We start from the raw sequence: 16,413 nt of genomic DNA, 5'->3' as shown, positions 1-16,413 counted from the left end.
AGACCAATGACACCGAACGCCACACCAGAGTCCGAGTACCACGCCGCGCGGGCCACGCTGTACTGTGCCGCCGCCGCGGTGTTCACCTACCCGACCGACGAGACCGTCCGCGAACTGCTCGACCCCGAGGCCCGCGAGGGAATCGAGCGCGCCGCCGAGCGACTCACCGTCGCCGAGGAGGCGACTGCACTGCTCGAGGCGCTCGCCGAGACCCCCGTCGAGGACCTCGAGTCGGCATACAACCGCCTGTTCGGCCTCCCGAGCGACGACGGCACGTACCCCGTGATCCCCTACGAGGCCCACTACACGACCCGCGACGAGATCAGCAGCGAGCAACGCCGGATCGCGACCGTCGTCGGGCTGATGGAGGAATTCGGCCTCGAGCCCAGCGACGATTTCGCCGAGCGCCAGGATCACGTCGCCGCCGAACTCGAGTTGGCGCAGGTGCTCGCCGGCCAGCGGGCCGTCGCGCTCGACTCCGGCGAGTCGGTCGCCGCCGAGCGCGTCGGCCAGGCCGAGGCGACGGTGCTCGCGGAACATCTCGTCGAGTTCGTGCCGGCGTTCGCCCACGACCTGCGCCGGGCGACGGACGAGGACGCGTACGTCGCCGCGGCGAACCTCGTCGAGGCGCTGGTAAGCTACGACAACGGGCAACATCCCGATCCGACCGTCTCGGCGGACGCCGCGAACGGAGGTGAAGCCCCGTGAGTTCACAGTCCATCGAGATCGGGTCGGTTTCGATCGACCGCAACGCGGCGCGTGGCGCGACGAAACTGGCCGTTATCGTGCTGTGTCTGATGATGGTGCTTCAGGTCGCGGTGGTCGCCGTCCTCACGGTCGGCCCGCAGCCGCTGCGCTCCGTCGACAAGGTGCCCGCGGAGCCGGACGCCGCGGCGTGGGACGACGCGCCGACCGAGACGGTGTCGCTTGACCCACAACAGATGGCGCTGCCGTACGGTGGCGGGAGCGTCGACGAGGTGACGGTTCAGGCGGTGACCAATGACACGCACGTCGCCTTCCGCATGGAATGGGAGGACCCGACCGCGGACACGGAGATCAACGAGCCAAAGGCCTACAGCGACGCTGCGGCGATCATGCTCCGTAGCGGGAGCCAGCCGCCGGTCGCCATGGGTGCCAGCGGCGACCCGGTCAACATCTGGTACTGGCGCTCGAGCTGGCAGCACTCGGAGTCCGATCCGGGCGGCGACATGTACTCGTACCCGCATCCGGACAACGAGACGAAGCCGGGGCAGGCGGCCGGCAACCCGCTCTCGAAGTCGAGCTACAACCGATACGCACAGAACTACTATGCCACCGGCTACGGCTCGCTGACCAACGCGGAAACCCAGCCCGTCGCGGCGAACGGCGAGCGGACCGACGACGGCTGGGCGGTCGTGTTCCAGCGCGAGCACGAGGCCAGCGGCCAGTACGACGCCGCGTTCACGGACGGCGAACAGATGTATCTCACGTACGCGATCTGGGACGGCGATGCCGACGAAGTCAACGGTGAGAAGTCGCTGTCGTACCAGTTCCTCACCCTGGATACCGACGACGGGACGCTCAGTGCGGCCGATTCCGACGACGGTAGCGGCAACGAAACGGACGGTACCGACGGCGGTGCCGTGGCCGGTGTCACCGACTCGGCGCTCTGGCTGGTCGGGGCCGCGACGAACTGGCCAGCCCTCCTCGCGATCGCGACGATCGCGGCGTGGCTCGTCAGCTACTGGAGGCTCCGAGAATGACCGACTACGCGAACCGAAGTGCCCGCGGCCGGGCACCCGACGACGACGAGGCATCGCTCCGATCGCGACTCGAGTCCGATCGCGAACGCGACCGACGGCGCGGGGCGCTCGGGCTGGTCGACCTGGCCGACGAGGGTGGGCTGGAACCGGCGACGATCGCGGGGCTCGCCGAGCGAACGCTCGAGGACGAGGCGGCGGACGTGAGACAGTTCACCGTCGAAGCGCTCGGACTCGCCGCGAGCGTCTCCGACTCGGACGTGGCCGCCGAGGCGATCCGGACGGCGCTGGCCGACGACCACGAGTGGGTCCGCGCGGAGGCCGTCGTCGCGCAATCGCGGGCCGAACCCGGGAATGAGGAGCCGCTTCGCGGGGCCCTCGAGGACGACAGCGGCTGGGTGCGGCGCAACGCCGTCATCGCCCTCTCGAAGACCGGGGCGGCCTCACAGGAACTGTTGATCGAACGGATCAAGAACGACCCACACTCCGGCGTCCGGGAGTACGCGGCCGACTACCTCCGCGAGTACGCTGACGAGATCGAAGCGGCGGTCCGAATCCTCGCGGCCGTCCTGGCTCGCGATCCGGAGGCGTTCGTTCGGGCGAAGGCCGCGACCAGCCTCGGCGATCTCGGCACCGACCGCGCCGAGGCGGTCCTCGAGCGCCACGGCTTGAACGACCGCAGCGACGACGTTCGACGGTCGGCAAAGCGGGCGCTCGCGACGGCTCGCGGTGTCGATCCCGAGCAGATCGACGCCGGACTGGACGGCGACGCTGCGCCCGGGGGCGGACCGGGATCGCAACGGGAAAGGGAACGGCAACGGCAGGGCCCCGGGCCGAATCGGGGGCCGGCCGGCTCGATCGACGGACTCACACAGGGACAGCGTGATCGACGATGACCTACGAACTCGACAGCACACCGACGGCCGACGGATCGCAGGCGCGGGACGAATCGCACGCGGATCACGACCACGACGAGTCGGCTGCGGACTGTACGACCGAACACAGCGCTGCAGGCTCGAGCCCGGAGGAGTCGCTGGGCGTGACGATCCCCGACGACCACGTGGGCGCGTTCGTCGCGCAGGCGTTCGAGGACGTCGAGCGCTCGACGGAGTGGACCGAAGCCATCGACGCCGTCGTCGACGACGACGCCCGCGACGCCTGGCGGTCACTCTCGGCGCGGAAGCAGGTCGTCGAACTGCTGACGATCGCCGACGGGTTCGACGAGCAAGCGACCGCGCTGCTTGAGGAGATTCCCCTCGATCGGGGCGGGCTCGACGACGACCTGCGCGAGCGGTTCGAGGAGGCAAAGCGGCTGCGTCGCAACGCGGATATCCTCCGCGACGGGATCGCGGCGGGCTACGCCGAGGGCCGAGTCAGCGACGACGAACTGGTCGCCGCCGTCGAGGCCTTCGAGTTCGATACCGCGACGATCGCCGCGCGAGAGGACGCGTTAGACGCCGTCGCCAACGCGTACGACCTCGAGTTCCGGCCCTACGGCGGGACCCTGATGACCGAGCGCGAACCCGACGACGACGCCGAATCGTTCGAGGCCTGGTAACATGGCAAAACACGACATCGTTCCGGACGACGTACCGACTGACGACCTCGCGGAGCGCGTTCGGGACGGCCTGCGCGCCGTCGCGGACCCCGATCTGGGAAGCGACGTGCTCGAGTCCGGGCTGGTGACCGACGTCTCGGTCGACGAGCGGGTCGTGCGGATCGGCGCGGATCTCACCGGGCTCGACGACCCGACGGCGGAGGACGTCACCGAGGCGCTCCGCCGACGGGCGCTTTCGACGCCCGGCGTCGAGCGGGCGACGATCGAGGGCGAGACGCCCGACGCGGGTGCGGCCGACGCGATCGACGGGCCGACTGGTGTCGATACCGTGATCGCCGTCGCCAGCGCCAAAGGCGGCGTCGGCAAGACGACGGTTTCGACCCAACTCGCCCGCGCGCTGGCCGCCGATCCCGACCACGATGTCGGCATCTTCGACGCCGACCTCTACGGACCGAACGTGCCGGAACTGCTGGATCTCGAGGGGCCGGTGTCGGCCACCGAAGCGGGCGACGCCGAGCCGATCGCTGCCGGCGACCTCACCGCGATGAGCGTCGGCCTGATCGCGAACGACGAGCCGCTGGCCTGGCGGGGTGCGATGGCCCACGAAGCCGTCAGCGAACTGTTCGAGGACACCGCCTGGGGCGATCTGGACACGCTAGTCGTCGACCTGCCGCCGGGGACCGGCGACATCGTCCTGACGGCGCTGCAGTCGCTCCCGATCGACGGGGCGGTACTGGTCAGTACGCCGCATCCTACGAGCGTCGGGGACACGTCCCGCAGCGCCACGCTGTTCGAGGAAAACGGCGTCCCGCTACTGGGAACGGTCGTCAACATGCGCGGATTCACCTGCGAGTGCGGCCGCGAACACGATCTCTTCCCGGACACCGACGTCGAGGCCGCACTCGACCAGCCGGTGCTGTGTGACCTTCCGTTCGACGAACGGGTCCGAGACTTCGGCGACGACGTCCCGCCGGCAGCGCTCGAGTTGGCCGACGCCGTTCGCGAGCGACTCGCGGCGGTCGGCGACCTCTCGGTGCCCGACCACGCGCTCGATCTGCGCGGGCTGCCGAAACCGATCCGCCACGAGCAGGCCACCGAGGAGTTCCGCGCGACCGAGCCCGGCGAGACGTTCTACCTGCTCAACGACCACGACCCCTCGCCGCTCGCCGCGGAGCTCGTCGAGGCGGTCGGTCGCGAAGGACCGCCCGGTGCCGCCTTCGAAGAGTACGAGGTCCACAGACGGGCCCCCGACGAGTGGGTGTTGGCCGTCACACGGTAGCCGGGCCGTGAGTCGACCGGGAGCGGCGACGCGGGATGCCACAGTCGGCACGCCGCGACGCGCCATCCGAACGGGTCTTCCCCACGAACCGACGATGGACACGTATGAGTCAGGACGCGAGGCTGCGTGCCGTCTGTCTGGCGGGACCGAGCGACGCCGGCAAAACGTCGCTCGTCGAGGAACTGGTGGAGCGGCTGGCAACCGATGGCCGCGTCGCGACCGTCAAGTCGATCCACCACGACATCGAGATCGATACACCGGGCAGCGACACCCACCGCCACCGGACCGCGGGTGCCGAAACCGTCGTCGGTATCACGCCGGCGTTGACCTTCGATATCACGACGCGGGGCAAGCGGGACCCGCCCGAACCCGCCGGTGACGGGCTCCTCGAGTCCGACGATCCGGAAGGACGGGCGCTCGCGAGTACGCTCGAGCGCCTCGCCCGACGCGGGTACGACACCGTCCTGGTCGAAGGGTTCGCCGAGTCGCCGCTGCCGACGATCCTCGTCGGGAGTCGAGAGCCGGCCGCCGTCGGCGGCCCGATCGTCGGGCGCGGCGAAGACCCGATCGAGGACCTCGTCGAAACGATCCGCTCGCTCGACGGACTCGAGGGAGTGACCGATGACCGGCCGGGCGACGATCCGGACGACTGAACCGACCGACCGGCCGGAGGTGACGCTGGCGGAGCGACGGACGGAGACGGCAATGTCCGTCGGGAGTAACTACTCCCGGTTGTATTCTCACGATATAGGAACCGAAACCAGTTGTATTTGTGCGCTTCCTCCAACGGGACGTATGCACAGTCGCGACGGCCGCATCGAGTCCGGCCCGCGGAGCCGCCGGCGCGTCCTCGCCGCGACGGGCGGACTCGCGGCGGGGCTGGTCGGGGTCGCGGGCTGTCTCGGCAGCACTGACGGCGTTCGGGTGCTCGCCGCCGGCAGTCTGGCCGCCGCCTTCGAGAACGGCATCGGCCCGGCGTTCGAGTCCGCGTCCGGTCTGCGGTACGAGGGCGAGTACTACGGGACCAACGCCGTGCTGCGGCTGGTCGAAGACGGGACGAAGCATCCGGACGTGGTGATCGGTGCCGACGTCGAACTCCTGCGGGAGCGCCTCTATCCCGACCACGCCGACTGGGACGCCGAGTTCGCGGCCAACGAAGTCGTGATCGCCTACGCGCCCGAGACCGCCCTCGGTTCGCGGCTCGCGGCCGGCGAGCCGTGGTACGAGGTCTTCGCGACCGCCGACGAGGGCGCGATCGCGATCAGCGACCCGGACCTCGACCCGCTGGGCTACCGGGCGCTCCTCCTGTTCGAACTCGCCGAACGCGCACACGAACTCGAGGGCTTTCGCGACGCGATGGCCGACAAAGTCGCCCGTGTCGCCGACGAACCCCAACTGCTCGCCGGCCTCGAGAACGGCGATCGGGCGTGTGCGGTCGCCTACAGCAACATGGCGGCCGAGCGCGATGTCGCCGTCCGGCGGCTGGACGATGCCTACAACTTCGGCGATGCCGCGTTCGCTGACCGATACGCGCGGGCGAGTTACACCACCGACGGCGGCCACACGGTCGAGGGGACGCCGGTCGTCTACAACGCGACGGTGTGCTCCGACGCCGACGCTCCGGCTGCGGGCCGCGAGTTCGTCTCCTTTCTGCTCGAGAACGGTACGCTACTGACCGAGCACGGTCTGCGCGTCGACGATTCGTTGCCCCGGTTTCACGGGGCTCCCCCGGAGGCGATCGAGCCATGAGTCACACGGACCGTACCCGGACCGATACACCGGATCGAAACGGGGACGCGGCAGGAGCCGATGCGGACCCCCGATATCGCGCGGGCCGCGAGTGGCTGCCAAGCGGGCTCGCCGTCCCGGCGTTGCTCGGTGCGCTGTTGCTCGCTTACTTCGTCGTCCCGTTCGCGGTCTTTCTGCTCCGCATGCGAGACGTCGCTGTCGGTGCCGGGCTCGCGGACCCGGCGGTTCGGGACGCGATCGGGACCTCGCTGCTGACGGCACCGATCTCGACGGCCATCGCGACCGTCCTCGGCGTACCGCTGGCGTACGTCCTCTCACGGGCGTCCTTTCGCGGCAAGCGGCTGGTCGAAGCGCTCGTTTTGCTCCCGCTGGTCGTCCCCCCGATCGTCGGCGGCGTGATGCTCCTGACCGTCGTCGGTCGATACACGCCGATCGGTGCAGCCGCCGCAGCCGTCGGACTGCCGTTGACCGGTAGCCGCGCCGGCGTCGTCCTCGCCCAAACGTTCGTCGCCGCCCCGTTTCTCGTCGTCACCGCCCGCGCGGGCTTCGACGGCGTCGATCCCCGACTCGAGGAGGCCGCGCGGACGATGGGATACGGCCGCCTTCGGACGGTGTGGCTGGTCTCGCTCCCGCTGGCGCGCAACGCCATCGCCGCCGGGATCGTGCTGACGTTCGTCCGGGCGCTCGGCGAGTTCGGCGCGACGATGATGGTCGCGTACACTCCACGTACCATGCCGACCCAGATTCGCGTCTCGTTTATCACCCGCGGGATCGACGCGATCGTGCCGATCGCGCTCGCCCTGCTCGCCGTCGCCGTGATCGTCGTCGTCGCCGTCCAGTTGCTGGTCGGGACCCCCCGTCGCCGCTGAACTGCCGCGTTCGCGACGCTGTCGCACGCTCGCGTTCGAACCGATCAGAACGCGTGTAATTCGCTCTAACCGTCTCTAAGTGGTTTGGAAGTGGGATTATGGACATGGTGGTTCAATCAACGGGTGAGACTCATGACATCCATCGCAGACATCGAGATTCCGGCCGACGGAACCGGTACCGGCGAACTGTTCGAGGCCGTCCCTTCGCTCACGTGCGAAATGGAACGGGTGATCGCCTCGAGCGGCCACGGACTCTGGCTGTCGGGCCCCTCCCAGGCGGAGATCGAATCGGCCCTCGACGAGGCCTCGGCGATCGGCACCTACTCCCTGATCAGCAGCGACGAGGACCGTTGGCTCTACGACATCGAGTTCAAACCCGACACCGTCGACCCGTTCGAGCTCACGCTCGAGGAGAACGGCACGGTGCTGAGCGCCTCAGCGTCGAACGGCACGTGGCTGCTCAGCGTCCGCGTGGTCGACCGCGAGAGCGTCAGTTCGCTGTACGATCGGCTCGACGATAACGACGTCACGCCGACGATCGTCCGCCTGTTCGATCTCGCCGAGGAGAGTCACTCCCAGTGTGGCCTGACGGCCCGCCAGTACGAGACGCTGGTCGCAGCGATCGACCACGGCTACTTCGAGATCCCTCGCGAAGTCTCGATGCAGGAACTCTCCGAGGAACTGGATATCTCCCATCAGGCGCTTTCCGAACGGCTGCGCCGCGCCTACCGCGCGCTGGTTACCGCCGAACTCAACGTGACCGAAGAGGACACCGCCGCCCCGCCGATCCCCTCGAACTGACTCCGCTCCGCCCCCCTCGTCCCGCCGGACGGCCGACTCGATGCTTGTGTCCCGCTCGAGCGAGCCCGAACGGTCTCGCCGTTCGTGGGTCGCCGCTCGAGCGCCACGCCTACTACGCCCCGCGAGCGATGCTGCACGGCGGCCCGCCAGCGAACCGCCCACAGTTACTATCCGGGGGGCCGATGTGTGTGGCATGCGAATCACTGACGACGATGGCGTGTTGCGACTCACGTTCGATCGACCGGACGCGCTCAACGCGCTCACCGGGGAGACGGCCGCCGAACTGGCCGATGCGATCGCGGACGCGACCCCCGAGGCGCACGACGCGATCGTCCTCACGGGCGCGGGCGAGGCATTCAGCGCCGGCGGCGACCTCGAGATGCTGTCGGAGACCCCCGATAGCTCACAGGACGCCTACGAAAATGTCACCGAGACCTTCGGCCGCGTCGTCGAGGCGATGCTCGAGTGTCGGGTGCCGATCGTCGCGAAGGTAAACGGCGACGCCATCGGTGCGGGGCTCTCGGTCGTCGCACTCGCCGACATCGCCTACGCCGCCGCCGACGCGACGTTTTCCTGCGCGTTCGTCAGAGTCGGTCTAGTGCCCGACACCGGCGGGACTGTCATGCTCCCCCACATCGTCGGGCTGCGAGCCGCGAAACGACTCGCGTTCACCGGCGAGTTCTTCGACGCCGAGCGCGCGGCCGACCTCGACCTGGTCAACGAGGCGATCCCTGCGGCGGAGCTCGACGACCGCGTCGCCGAGACCGTCGAGCGACTCGCCGACGGTCCCACGGCCACGATCGGGATGATGAAACAGGCCATGCACGAGAACCTGGGCCGCTCCTGGGACGAAGCCCTGGATTACGAGAACCTGCTCCAGGCCCAGGCCCGGACGTCCGACGCCCACGAGGAGGGCGTCGCCGCCTTCCTGGCGGGGCGCGACCCGGCGTTCGAGTAACGCCGCGCGTCGGTCTCGGTCACTCACACACGTAGCCGGCCGCAAGCACCCGCAAGCACCACGACCTTGCGCGAATCGACCGTCAACCGACGTGCAATGTCCGCACAGTTTACCGACGACGACGACATCGGCAAACGCGTCGTCAACGCCAACGGTGACGAAGTCGGGATGGTCGTCGACATCGAACACGGGACGGCCCACGTCGAACCGGACCCCGGAATCACGGACTCGATCAAGGCGACACTCGGCTGGAGCGATAGCGGCGAGCGTACCTATCCGCTCCAGACGGAGGCAGTCAGTCGCGTGACCGACGACGAAATCCATCTCGAGACCGACCCCTCCGGCCGCAATACGGGAGCCACCGGTGGCGGTGAGATGGGGCGCGGGACCGGGGCTGACACCGGCACCGAGGACCGCGGCATCGATCGGGACGAAGCCGATATCAGCGGCCGGGACGACGAGGGCGTGATCCGCGACGATGACGACGATCAGCTCATCGGCGACGACGATGACGACGGCGCGAGCGGCCACGACACCCGGTAACTCGTTCCTTCCGCCCCCTCGAGCCGGCGATCGCGACCCTGCTCCGTTTCCGTTTTCGGTTCGACACCATCGATCCGAGTGACCTCGCCGTACACGTCGGTGTCACGCTCCTCGAGCGGCGACTGGGTACCGGGAAGCGTCGACCCCGTGACTCACTGCTGATTCGAGCCTCGCGTTTCGTTCCCGCTGTTCTCTTCGGTCCGCCGCCGGGGTTGCTCCGACGTCACGTCGGTCTCCTCTCTCGCCCGCCGCTCGCGGGATCGGGTCGTTTCATCGCGGTCCCGGTCGCGGCCGGTATCGGCTTCCGGCTCCTGGCCGGGTCGCTCGCGCGCGGCCGATCGGCCGCTGCGCCGTTGGCGGCCTCGTTCCCCTCTCTCGGGCCGGTCAGTATCGATTCGCTGTGAATACTGGTCCCGTAAACGGCCCTGGTCGGTCCGTCCCGGGGGCGACTGTTGGCGCTCGTGCTCGCCCCCGCGCTGTGTCCGGGCACCGCTGCGGGGCTGCCCCCCGGGCTGTCCGGAGCCCTGTTGTGCCCCCGGTCGCGGCTGTGACTCCTGTGGCTGGGGCTGTCGTTCCCCCTCGAACTGGCCCTGTCCGGTGCCCCGCCCCTCTTCGGCTCCCCGCTGTGGCCGGTCGGGTTCGCCACCCTGTGACTGGCCGCCGAACTGTCCGGTCCCGACATCGCTCGAGCGTGTGGGTGCAGCCGCCATCGGCTGTTGCTGCGGCTGTTGCTGCGGGGCGGCGGTGCCGGTCGACTCGCCGCCGTATTCCTGTGGCGTAACCCACTCACCCGTCTGTGGGAACTGCTGTGACTGTTGAGGCTGCGGACGGCCGCTCGGCCCCTGTTCCGTTTGCGGCTGTGGGTACCGTTGCCCGCCTTGTGGCTGTGGCTGCATTCGAGTCTGCGGCTGTGATTGCGGTCCCTGTTGGCGACCCTCCTGCCCTGCCATCCCGCTCGGCGACCCCATCCCCTGCATCCGAGTCCCCATCTGCTCCATCTGTTCCATCTGTGGCTGAGCGGCGGCCTGCATCCCCTGTTCCATCACCTGCTCCATCTCCGGCATGACGGCCTCCATACCCTGCAGATAGCTCTGCATCATCGACTCGGTAAACTGCGGCCCCGGCACGCTCTCGAGCATCGATTTCGTCATCTCGAGACCCTGTTGCTGGGCGGTCTCCTGCCACTCGAGCGCGCTCAGCGTCATCCGAGCCGCGTTTCGCTGGAGGTCCAAGAGCTGTTCCATGGCCTGCTGGCTCTGGTTCATCGTCGACTCCGCCATCCGTTCGGCGTTCGTGTCCGTCGACTGCTGGCTTTGTTGCTCTCTCATAGTCATCACCTGAGGATCCACGATGAGCGCCGATCCTCGGTCACGACTGCAGGCGACCGAGACGCAAATAAAGGGCGTCGTCGGTTGCAGTCGCTCGGCCGGCCCAATCACTCGTAACCGACAGACGCCGGATCGAAAAACCGGGCTGGCGATCCCATCGCATCGTGCCAGAGTAATCCGTGATACGACCGGCCACGGGCGTGTAATAGCCGCTTACGATCGGCTCGAGCGAGCGTCGGACCGATCGTAAGCGGCTCGCCCCGGTCAGGGGTCCGATTCCGTCCCCGGGTCGCCGTGTGTCACGCCGTCGCGCTGGTCGGCCTGCATTCGGCGCAGTGCCGCGCGCCCGTTGCTCGCCTCGTAGCCGAAGAAGACGCCCTCGGCGTACTCCTCGGCGACCTCGAGCGCGTGGATCAGGTTATCCACATCGACGTTTACGGCGTACAATTCGATATTAAACGGCGTCTCGAGCGCACTCTCGAACCCCTTCGCGATCGTCTCGAGCCAGTAGGTCGTACCGTACGCCGTATCGTACAACGGGACGACGAACTCGTCGACGTGGTCGGCGATCGCCTCGAGGTCGATGCCGGCGCGCTCGTAGAGGTGGCCGGGGTACGGGTCGGGGTAGAGCGTCATGTAGACCGTCCCGGGAATCCGGTCGGCGGCCGCGGCGACGAAATCGGTGATGACGCTCGCCCGCCACGCCATGCGGTCGTCGTACTCGCTGGCGTCGAAGGCCTGCTCGCAGACGCCACACCGGCAGTACTCCGCGCGGGGAAAGCCGATGTCGTCGAGGCGGACGTCCTCGTTTTCCGCGACGCAGTCGTCGATGACCTCGAACAGGCCCTGCCGGTAGTCCTCGCGGGAGGGACAGATATACGCCCAGTCGAAATAGGACCGTTCGCGGTCGGCCGGCCGACCCATGTCGTCGACGGGCACCAGCGACGGGTCGGCGTCGGCGGCAGCGTTGTCGCCGAAACACGAGACCATGTTTACCCCGTCGGCGATCGGCTCGGCGGACCGGCCGGTCACGTCCTTGACTTCGTAGAAGCCGCGGTCGAACTCCGGCCACCGTACTTCTTCGGCGTTCCGGGTGACGACGCCGTACATAGCTCAGTGTACGCCGCCGTCCCCGTAAGCCGTTCGGAATCGGTGCTATTCTTCGGTCGGTTCGTAGTCGACTTCGACGTCCGACGAGCCGCTAAACGCGACCTTGTAGAGGACGGCGATGACGAACAGGGCGAGCGCAATCTTGGCGGTACGTGACATGTACGTCGGGAAAAACGGCCGGCAAATACTTATGTATTCTGGATACTCGTCTCGGCGAGAGAATCGAACCCGTCGGCCGCGACCCCCCGGATCAGGTATCGATCAGCGACGCGATCTCGTCGCGAACGATCGTCCCGCAGTACGAACACCGGACGCCGTCCTCGAGCACCGAGAACCGCGAGGTGACGGGCTCGTCGCCGGTCGTGATACAGCCGGCGTTAGGACACGAGAGGACGCCCTCGACGATGTCGGGGCGTTCGACGCGGTGTTTCTCGACGACGTCGTAGTCGCGGACGATGTTGATCGTCGCGTCGGGCGCGATCAGCGAGAGGACGTCGACCTCGTCCTGGCTCAGTTCCCGACCTTCGACCTTGACGATGTCCTTGCGCGCGAGCCGATCCGAGGGGACGTTCATCCCGACGGAGACCTCCTCACCCTCGGTGCCGTCGATACCCAAGATTGCGAGGACGTTCAGCGCCTGCCCGCCGTGGACGTGATCGATGACGGTGCCGTCGCGGATCTTGCTCACCCGCAGTTCGTGGTCGTCGTTCCCGTCGTGGTGATCGTGATCGTCACTCATTGCTATCACCGCCGATACGCGTGTCGTCGCTCAACAGGAGATCGAGCAGCGCCATCCGGACCGGGACGCCGTTGTGCGCCTGTTCGAAGTACGCCGCGTGGTGCGTCTCGTCGATCTCGGGCGCGATTTCGTCGACGCGGGGCAGCGGATGCATTACGGTCAACTCGTCGCTCGCGGCCGCGAGCGTCTCGGCGTCGATCTGGTACTCGCCGGCGACCTTCTGGTACTCGTTTTCGTCGGGGAATCGCTCGCGCTGGATCCGCGTGACGTAGAGCACGTCGAGCGAGGGCAGCACCCCCTCGAGCGAGTCGTGTTCCTTGATCCCCGTGCCGTCCTGTTGCTGGTGGAGATCGTAGACGACCTCGCGGGGCAACTGGAGGCTCTCCGGACTGATGAAGTGCTGTTGGGCGTCGAAATTCGTCAGCGCGTAGGCCAGCGAGTGGACGGTCCGGCCGTACTTCAGGTCGCCCATGATACCGATGGTCAGGTCGTCGAGGCCGGCGTTCTCCCGGATCGTGTAGAGATCGAGCATCGTCTGGGTAGGGTGGTGGCCGGCACCGTCCCCCGCGTTCACCAGCGGCACGTCGACGAACTCGCTGGCCATCGTCGCCGCGCCCTGTTTGGGATGGCGCAGGACGAGTCCGTCGGTGTACCCCTCGATGACCCGGACGGTATCGGCGAGCGTTTCTCCTTTCTTCACGCTCGAGGAGTCGACCGAGCCCATGTCGACGACATCGCCGCCGAGTCGTTTCATCGCGGTCTCGAAGCTCATCTTCGTCCGCGTACTCGGTTCGAAGAAGAGCAGGCCGAGCAGGGTGTCGGCGTGGCGGTCGGCGACCGCCGACGGATCGGCGTCGATCTCGGCCGCGTAGTCGAGGACGGTCTCGATGTCCCCCCGCGAGAGTTGTTTGCTCGTGATGAGGTGATCGTGACGCATTCGTTCGTGTAGGCTGTGGCGTGCCCCTTGAATCTCTCCATTCGATGCGATGACTCGCGGTGCCCGAGCGCGCCGTCAGCGCCGATGTCAGGGAGCAAAACTTAAGGCAAAGAGTTATACAGACACTGCAGCAATTGGAAACAACTGTATGGTCGGCCGGCTTGACACTGGAATCGACGTCCTCGATCGAAAGCTCGACGGCGGGCTCCCGCCGGGGTGTATCGTCGCCTACACGGCCGACCCGGCCAGCCAATCCGAGCTCCTTCTCTACGAACTCACCGCCGCCCGCGGGACGCTCTACCTCTCGACGGAACGCTCCGACGACGCCGTCCGCCACGCCATCGAGGCCTCGCCGTCCTCGGTCGGAAGCCCGACGGTCAGACACGTCACCAGCGACACGCCGCTCGAGGAGGCGACCCGGCTCATCGGAGCCCTCCCCGACGGGGCCAACCTCATCATCGACACGATGGACGTTTTAGAGCGGTGTGAGACCGACGCGTACGTCACCTTCCTCAACGAACTCAAAACCAAGATGCTCGAGACGGGGAGCATCGCCGTCCTCCACTGCCTGAAAGCCGACGACGAACCCGAAAACCGGTCCCGGACCTACCACGCCGCCGACGCCGTCTTCGATCTCCGAACCGAGATCGCCGGCACCGAACTCGAGAACCACCTGACGATCCCCAAGTTCCGCGGCGGCAGCCAACCGACCGACGCGATCAAACTCGAGTTGACGGAGGAGGTCGCGATCGACACGAGCCGCGACATCGCGTGAGTGGGACTACTCGACGCCGCCGGACGGAACCAGTCGCTTCCGTCGGCCCTCCTGTTCGGGCGTGAAACGGCGTGATCGCAGCGGTCCGTTCGGTGACCGTCGAGGCGGCGTCGCTGTTTGAACTCGCCGGTCTCAGTGGGTGACCCCGGCCCCGGAGCGTCGCCTATCGAACTGCCCATCATCGGCTAGCCTCACGAGTGGGGTGGGAAAAAGTCGCGAACGCACGCTCGTGGTCGTCTCCGAGCCGAACCGGCCGGCGACTGCGGCGTGTTACTCCTCTGCGCCTTCGAGTTCGTCGACGATCTCGTCGGCATCGACGTCGGCGTCCTCGAGAGCCTCCTCGATATCGCCGCCGCCCATACCGCCCATGCCACCCATCATACCGCCCATGCCCATGCCACCCATGCCGTCGATGACTTCCTGGACGATGACGCGGTCGACGCCGACCTTCTCGATGATGTCCTGGCCGATCTGCTGTTTGCCCATCATCCACTGCTGGTTCATCGTCATCTGGGGCGTGGCCTCCAGATAGAGCGTCTCCTTCTCGACGGTTTCGGTCTCGAACTCGGGCTCGGCGTCTTCGTCCTCGTCGTCGTCGGGCTCGATGGGGACCTCTTCCTCGACTTCGTCCGTCTCGATCCAGAGTTCGGGCTCCATCCCGAGGTACATCTCGAAGAGGCCGGCGGCCTGCTGCTCGCGGTCGTCGACCTCGTCGGCGATCGTGTACTCGTACTCGACATCGTCACCCGCCAGCGGGTGGTTGAAGTCGACGCGGGCGCGCCCGCCGATGATGGTACTGATGTAGCCCTGCTGGCCGTCGATCTGGACGTTCGCACCGGGGTAGCGGTCGTCCTCGTCGATCTTTTCGGCGCTGACGGTCTGGACGTCGTCCGGGTCGTACTCGCCGAAGGCGTCCTCGGCGGGGACGATCACGGTTCCGGAGTCGCCGGGCTCGGAGCCGACGATGTCGTTCTCGACGGCCTCGAAGATGTGGCCCTCACCGACGACGATCGTTCGCGGCTTGAACTCCTGGCCCTGCTCGTCGACGCCTTCCTCCTCGGCGACTTCGGGGTCGGTCGTATCGACCAGCTGTTCGTCCTCGGTCGTGTACGCGGTGTACTCCAGTTCGACGAAGTCGCCTTCCTGCAGTCCGTCGGCGTCTTCTTCGGCTCCTGCTTCGTCGACGTCATCGGCCTGCTCCTCGAGCTCGGCCTCTTGATCCTCAGTCATACGTTGTACGTCCCGCCGTCGACATTTAAGTACGACGTTTTCGAACGAGAGCGACCGATACTTACGACCGCCGGCCGTCCCCCCGGGCATGTACGAGGTCGAAGTGAAGGTCCCCGCCGATCTCGCTGCCGTCCGCGACCGCCTCGCGGCCATCGAGGCGCAGTCTCGCGGGAGCGTCGTGCAAGTCGACACCTATTACGACGCCCCCCACCGCGAGTTCACCGAGACCGACGAGGCGTTGCGGATTCGATCGGAACGGCCGGACAGCGGGTCCGCGGACACCCGTATTACCTACAAGGGTCCGCTCGTCGACGAGGAGTCCAAGACCCGCGAGGAACTCGAGACCGCCGTCGGCGATCGCGAGACGGCCGACGCGATCCTGACGAACCTCGGCTTCGAGGCCGCCGCGACGGTCCGCAAGGAGCGCGAACGGTTCGCGCTCGAGGGGTACACCGTCACCCTCGATTCGGTCGACGACGTCGGCGAGTACGTCGAAGTCGAAACCGACGTCGCGGACGAGTCCGATCTCGAGGCGGCTCGCGACGGTGCCTACGACGTACTCGAGCGGCTCGAACTGGAGCCAGACGACCAGCTTCGGACGTCCTATCTCGGCTTGCTGCTGGGGGCCGAATAGAGTAGTAACTGAACGTCAATGCACACCTGATCGCAGGACGGTGTTACGATCAGTATGTGAATCGTTTCAGTTGCTATCGACCGTTCGCCGACAGATACATAACCGATAAGCATTTTCCATCTCGTGTCTGTTTTCGCAAGTTATACCACCTCGCTCCGTTTAGA

Annotated in this window: 18 protein-coding genes; 13 read left to right on the top strand and 5 right to left on the bottom strand. The window is 67.3% G+C overall.

Annotated features, from left to right (window positions below):
• Positions 1 to 6: 6 nt before the first annotated feature.
• The 11 genes from FGF80_RS11620 to FGF80_RS11570 all read left to right on the top strand — a co-directional run bounded on the left by FGF80_RS11620 (position 7) and on the right by FGF80_RS11570 (position 9,496).
• Positions 7 to 708, top strand: coding sequence for a TorD/DmsD family molecular chaperone (locus tag FGF80_RS11620; RefSeq protein ID WP_006186619.1), 702 nt, complete (start codon positions 7 to 9; stop codon positions 706 to 708).
• Positions 705 to 1,742, top strand: a complete 1,038-nt coding sequence (locus FGF80_RS11615; RefSeq protein WP_006186620.1) for an ethylbenzene dehydrogenase-related protein — start codon at positions 705 to 707, stop codon at positions 1,740 to 1,742. The genes FGF80_RS11620 and FGF80_RS11615 overlap by 4 nt, the downstream gene beginning before the upstream one ends.
• Positions 1,739 to 2,635: a HEAT repeat domain-containing protein gene (locus tag FGF80_RS11610; RefSeq protein ID WP_138654144.1), complete on the top strand. Its 897-nt coding sequence runs from the start codon at positions 1,739 to 1,741 to the stop codon at positions 2,633 to 2,635. Before FGF80_RS11615 ends, FGF80_RS11610 begins: the two co-directional genes overlap by 4 nt.
• Entirely contained in the window at positions 2,632 to 3,297 is a 666-nt protein-coding gene (locus tag FGF80_RS11605; protein ID WP_138654142.1) for a hypothetical protein, read from the top strand. Before FGF80_RS11610 ends, FGF80_RS11605 begins: the two co-directional genes overlap by 4 nt.
• 1 nt (position 3,298) lies before the next feature.
• Positions 3,299 to 4,576, top strand: coding sequence for a P-loop NTPase (locus FGF80_RS11600; protein ID WP_138654140.1), 1,278 nt, complete (start codon positions 3,299 to 3,301; stop codon positions 4,574 to 4,576).
• 104 nt (positions 4,577 to 4,680) lie between these two features.
• Positions 4,681 to 5,229: a molybdopterin-guanine dinucleotide biosynthesis protein B gene (locus FGF80_RS11595; protein ID WP_138654138.1), complete on the top strand. Its 549-nt coding sequence runs from the start codon at positions 4,681 to 4,683 to the stop codon at positions 5,227 to 5,229.
• 142 nt (positions 5,230 to 5,371) lie between these two features.
• Complete coding sequence (locus FGF80_RS11590) at positions 5,372 to 6,325, top strand: extracellular solute-binding protein (RefSeq protein WP_138654136.1); 954 nt, start codon at positions 5,372 to 5,374, stop codon at positions 6,323 to 6,325.
• Complete coding sequence (locus FGF80_RS11585; protein ID WP_138654134.1) at positions 6,322 to 7,194, top strand: ABC transporter permease; 873 nt, start codon at positions 6,322 to 6,324, stop codon at positions 7,192 to 7,194. The genes FGF80_RS11590 and FGF80_RS11585 overlap by 4 nt, the downstream gene beginning before the upstream one ends.
• Positions 7,195 to 7,326: 132 nt before the next feature.
• On the top strand, positions 7,327 to 7,995 hold the full coding sequence (locus FGF80_RS11580) for a helix-turn-helix domain-containing protein (RefSeq protein WP_006186627.1): 669 nt from the start codon (positions 7,327 to 7,329) through the stop codon (positions 7,993 to 7,995).
• A 193-nt stretch (positions 7,996 to 8,188) separates the two neighbouring features.
• On the top strand, positions 8,189 to 8,953 hold the full coding sequence (locus FGF80_RS11575; protein ID WP_138654132.1) for an enoyl-CoA hydratase/isomerase family protein: 765 nt from the start codon (positions 8,189 to 8,191) through the stop codon (positions 8,951 to 8,953).
• Positions 8,954 to 9,049: 96 nt separating this feature from the next.
• Positions 9,050 to 9,496 carry a hypothetical protein gene (locus FGF80_RS11570; protein ID WP_138654130.1) on the top strand — a complete coding sequence of 149 codons (447 nt, stop codon included), beginning with the start codon at positions 9,050 to 9,052 and terminating at the stop codon, positions 9,494 to 9,496.
• 152 nt (positions 9,497 to 9,648) lie between these two features.
• Here FGF80_RS11570 and FGF80_RS11565 read toward each other — a convergent pair whose 3' ends face one another.
• From FGF80_RS11565 to pyrB, 4 genes are all read right to left on the bottom strand, one after another.
• Positions 9,649 to 10,830 (bottom strand): hypothetical protein, encoded by a 1,182-nt coding sequence (locus FGF80_RS11565; RefSeq protein WP_138654128.1) that lies wholly within the window; start codon positions 10,828 to 10,830, stop codon positions 9,649 to 9,651.
• 258 nt (positions 10,831 to 11,088) lie between these two features.
• The gene (locus FGF80_RS11560) at positions 11,089 to 11,934 is read right to left on the bottom strand and encodes a hypothetical protein (protein WP_138654126.1); all 846 of its coding nucleotides are present in this window, start codon (positions 11,932 to 11,934) and stop codon (positions 11,089 to 11,091) included.
• Between the two features lie 250 nt (positions 11,935 to 12,184).
• On the bottom strand, positions 12,185 to 12,673 hold the full coding sequence (pyrI, locus tag FGF80_RS11555; RefSeq protein ID WP_006186633.1) for an aspartate carbamoyltransferase regulatory subunit: 489 nt from the start codon (positions 12,671 to 12,673) through the stop codon (positions 12,185 to 12,187).
• Complete coding sequence (pyrB, locus tag FGF80_RS11550; RefSeq protein WP_006186634.1) at positions 12,666 to 13,610, bottom strand: aspartate carbamoyltransferase; 945 nt, start codon at positions 13,608 to 13,610, stop codon at positions 12,666 to 12,668. The genes pyrI and pyrB overlap by 8 nt, the downstream gene beginning before the upstream one ends.
• A 148-nt stretch (positions 13,611 to 13,758) precedes the next feature.
• On the opposite strand from pyrB, the gene FGF80_RS11545 reads away from it, so the two are divergent.
• Complete coding sequence (locus FGF80_RS11545) at positions 13,759 to 14,385, top strand: RAD55 family ATPase (protein ID WP_138654124.1); 627 nt, start codon at positions 13,759 to 13,761, stop codon at positions 14,383 to 14,385.
• Between the two features lie 270 nt (positions 14,386 to 14,655).
• Here the strand turns inward: FGF80_RS11545 and FGF80_RS11540 are convergent, their stop codons facing one another.
• Complete coding sequence (locus FGF80_RS11540; protein WP_138654122.1) at positions 14,656 to 15,615, bottom strand: FKBP-type peptidyl-prolyl cis-trans isomerase; 960 nt, start codon at positions 15,613 to 15,615, stop codon at positions 14,656 to 14,658.
• Between the two features lie 88 nt (positions 15,616 to 15,703).
• Between FGF80_RS11540 and cyaB the strand changes: the two genes are divergently transcribed.
• Complete coding sequence (gene cyaB, locus FGF80_RS11535; protein ID WP_138654120.1) at positions 15,704 to 16,249, top strand: class IV adenylate cyclase; 546 nt, start codon at positions 15,704 to 15,706, stop codon at positions 16,247 to 16,249.
• The last annotated feature ends 164 nt before the right edge of the window (positions 16,250 to 16,413 follow it).

This window comes from Natrinema pallidum (assembly GCF_005890195.1).
GTDB lineage: Archaea > Halobacteriota > Halobacteria > Halobacteriales > Natrialbaceae > Natrinema > Natrinema pallidum.
This window is presented reverse-complemented; position numbering and strand designations above follow the sequence as displayed.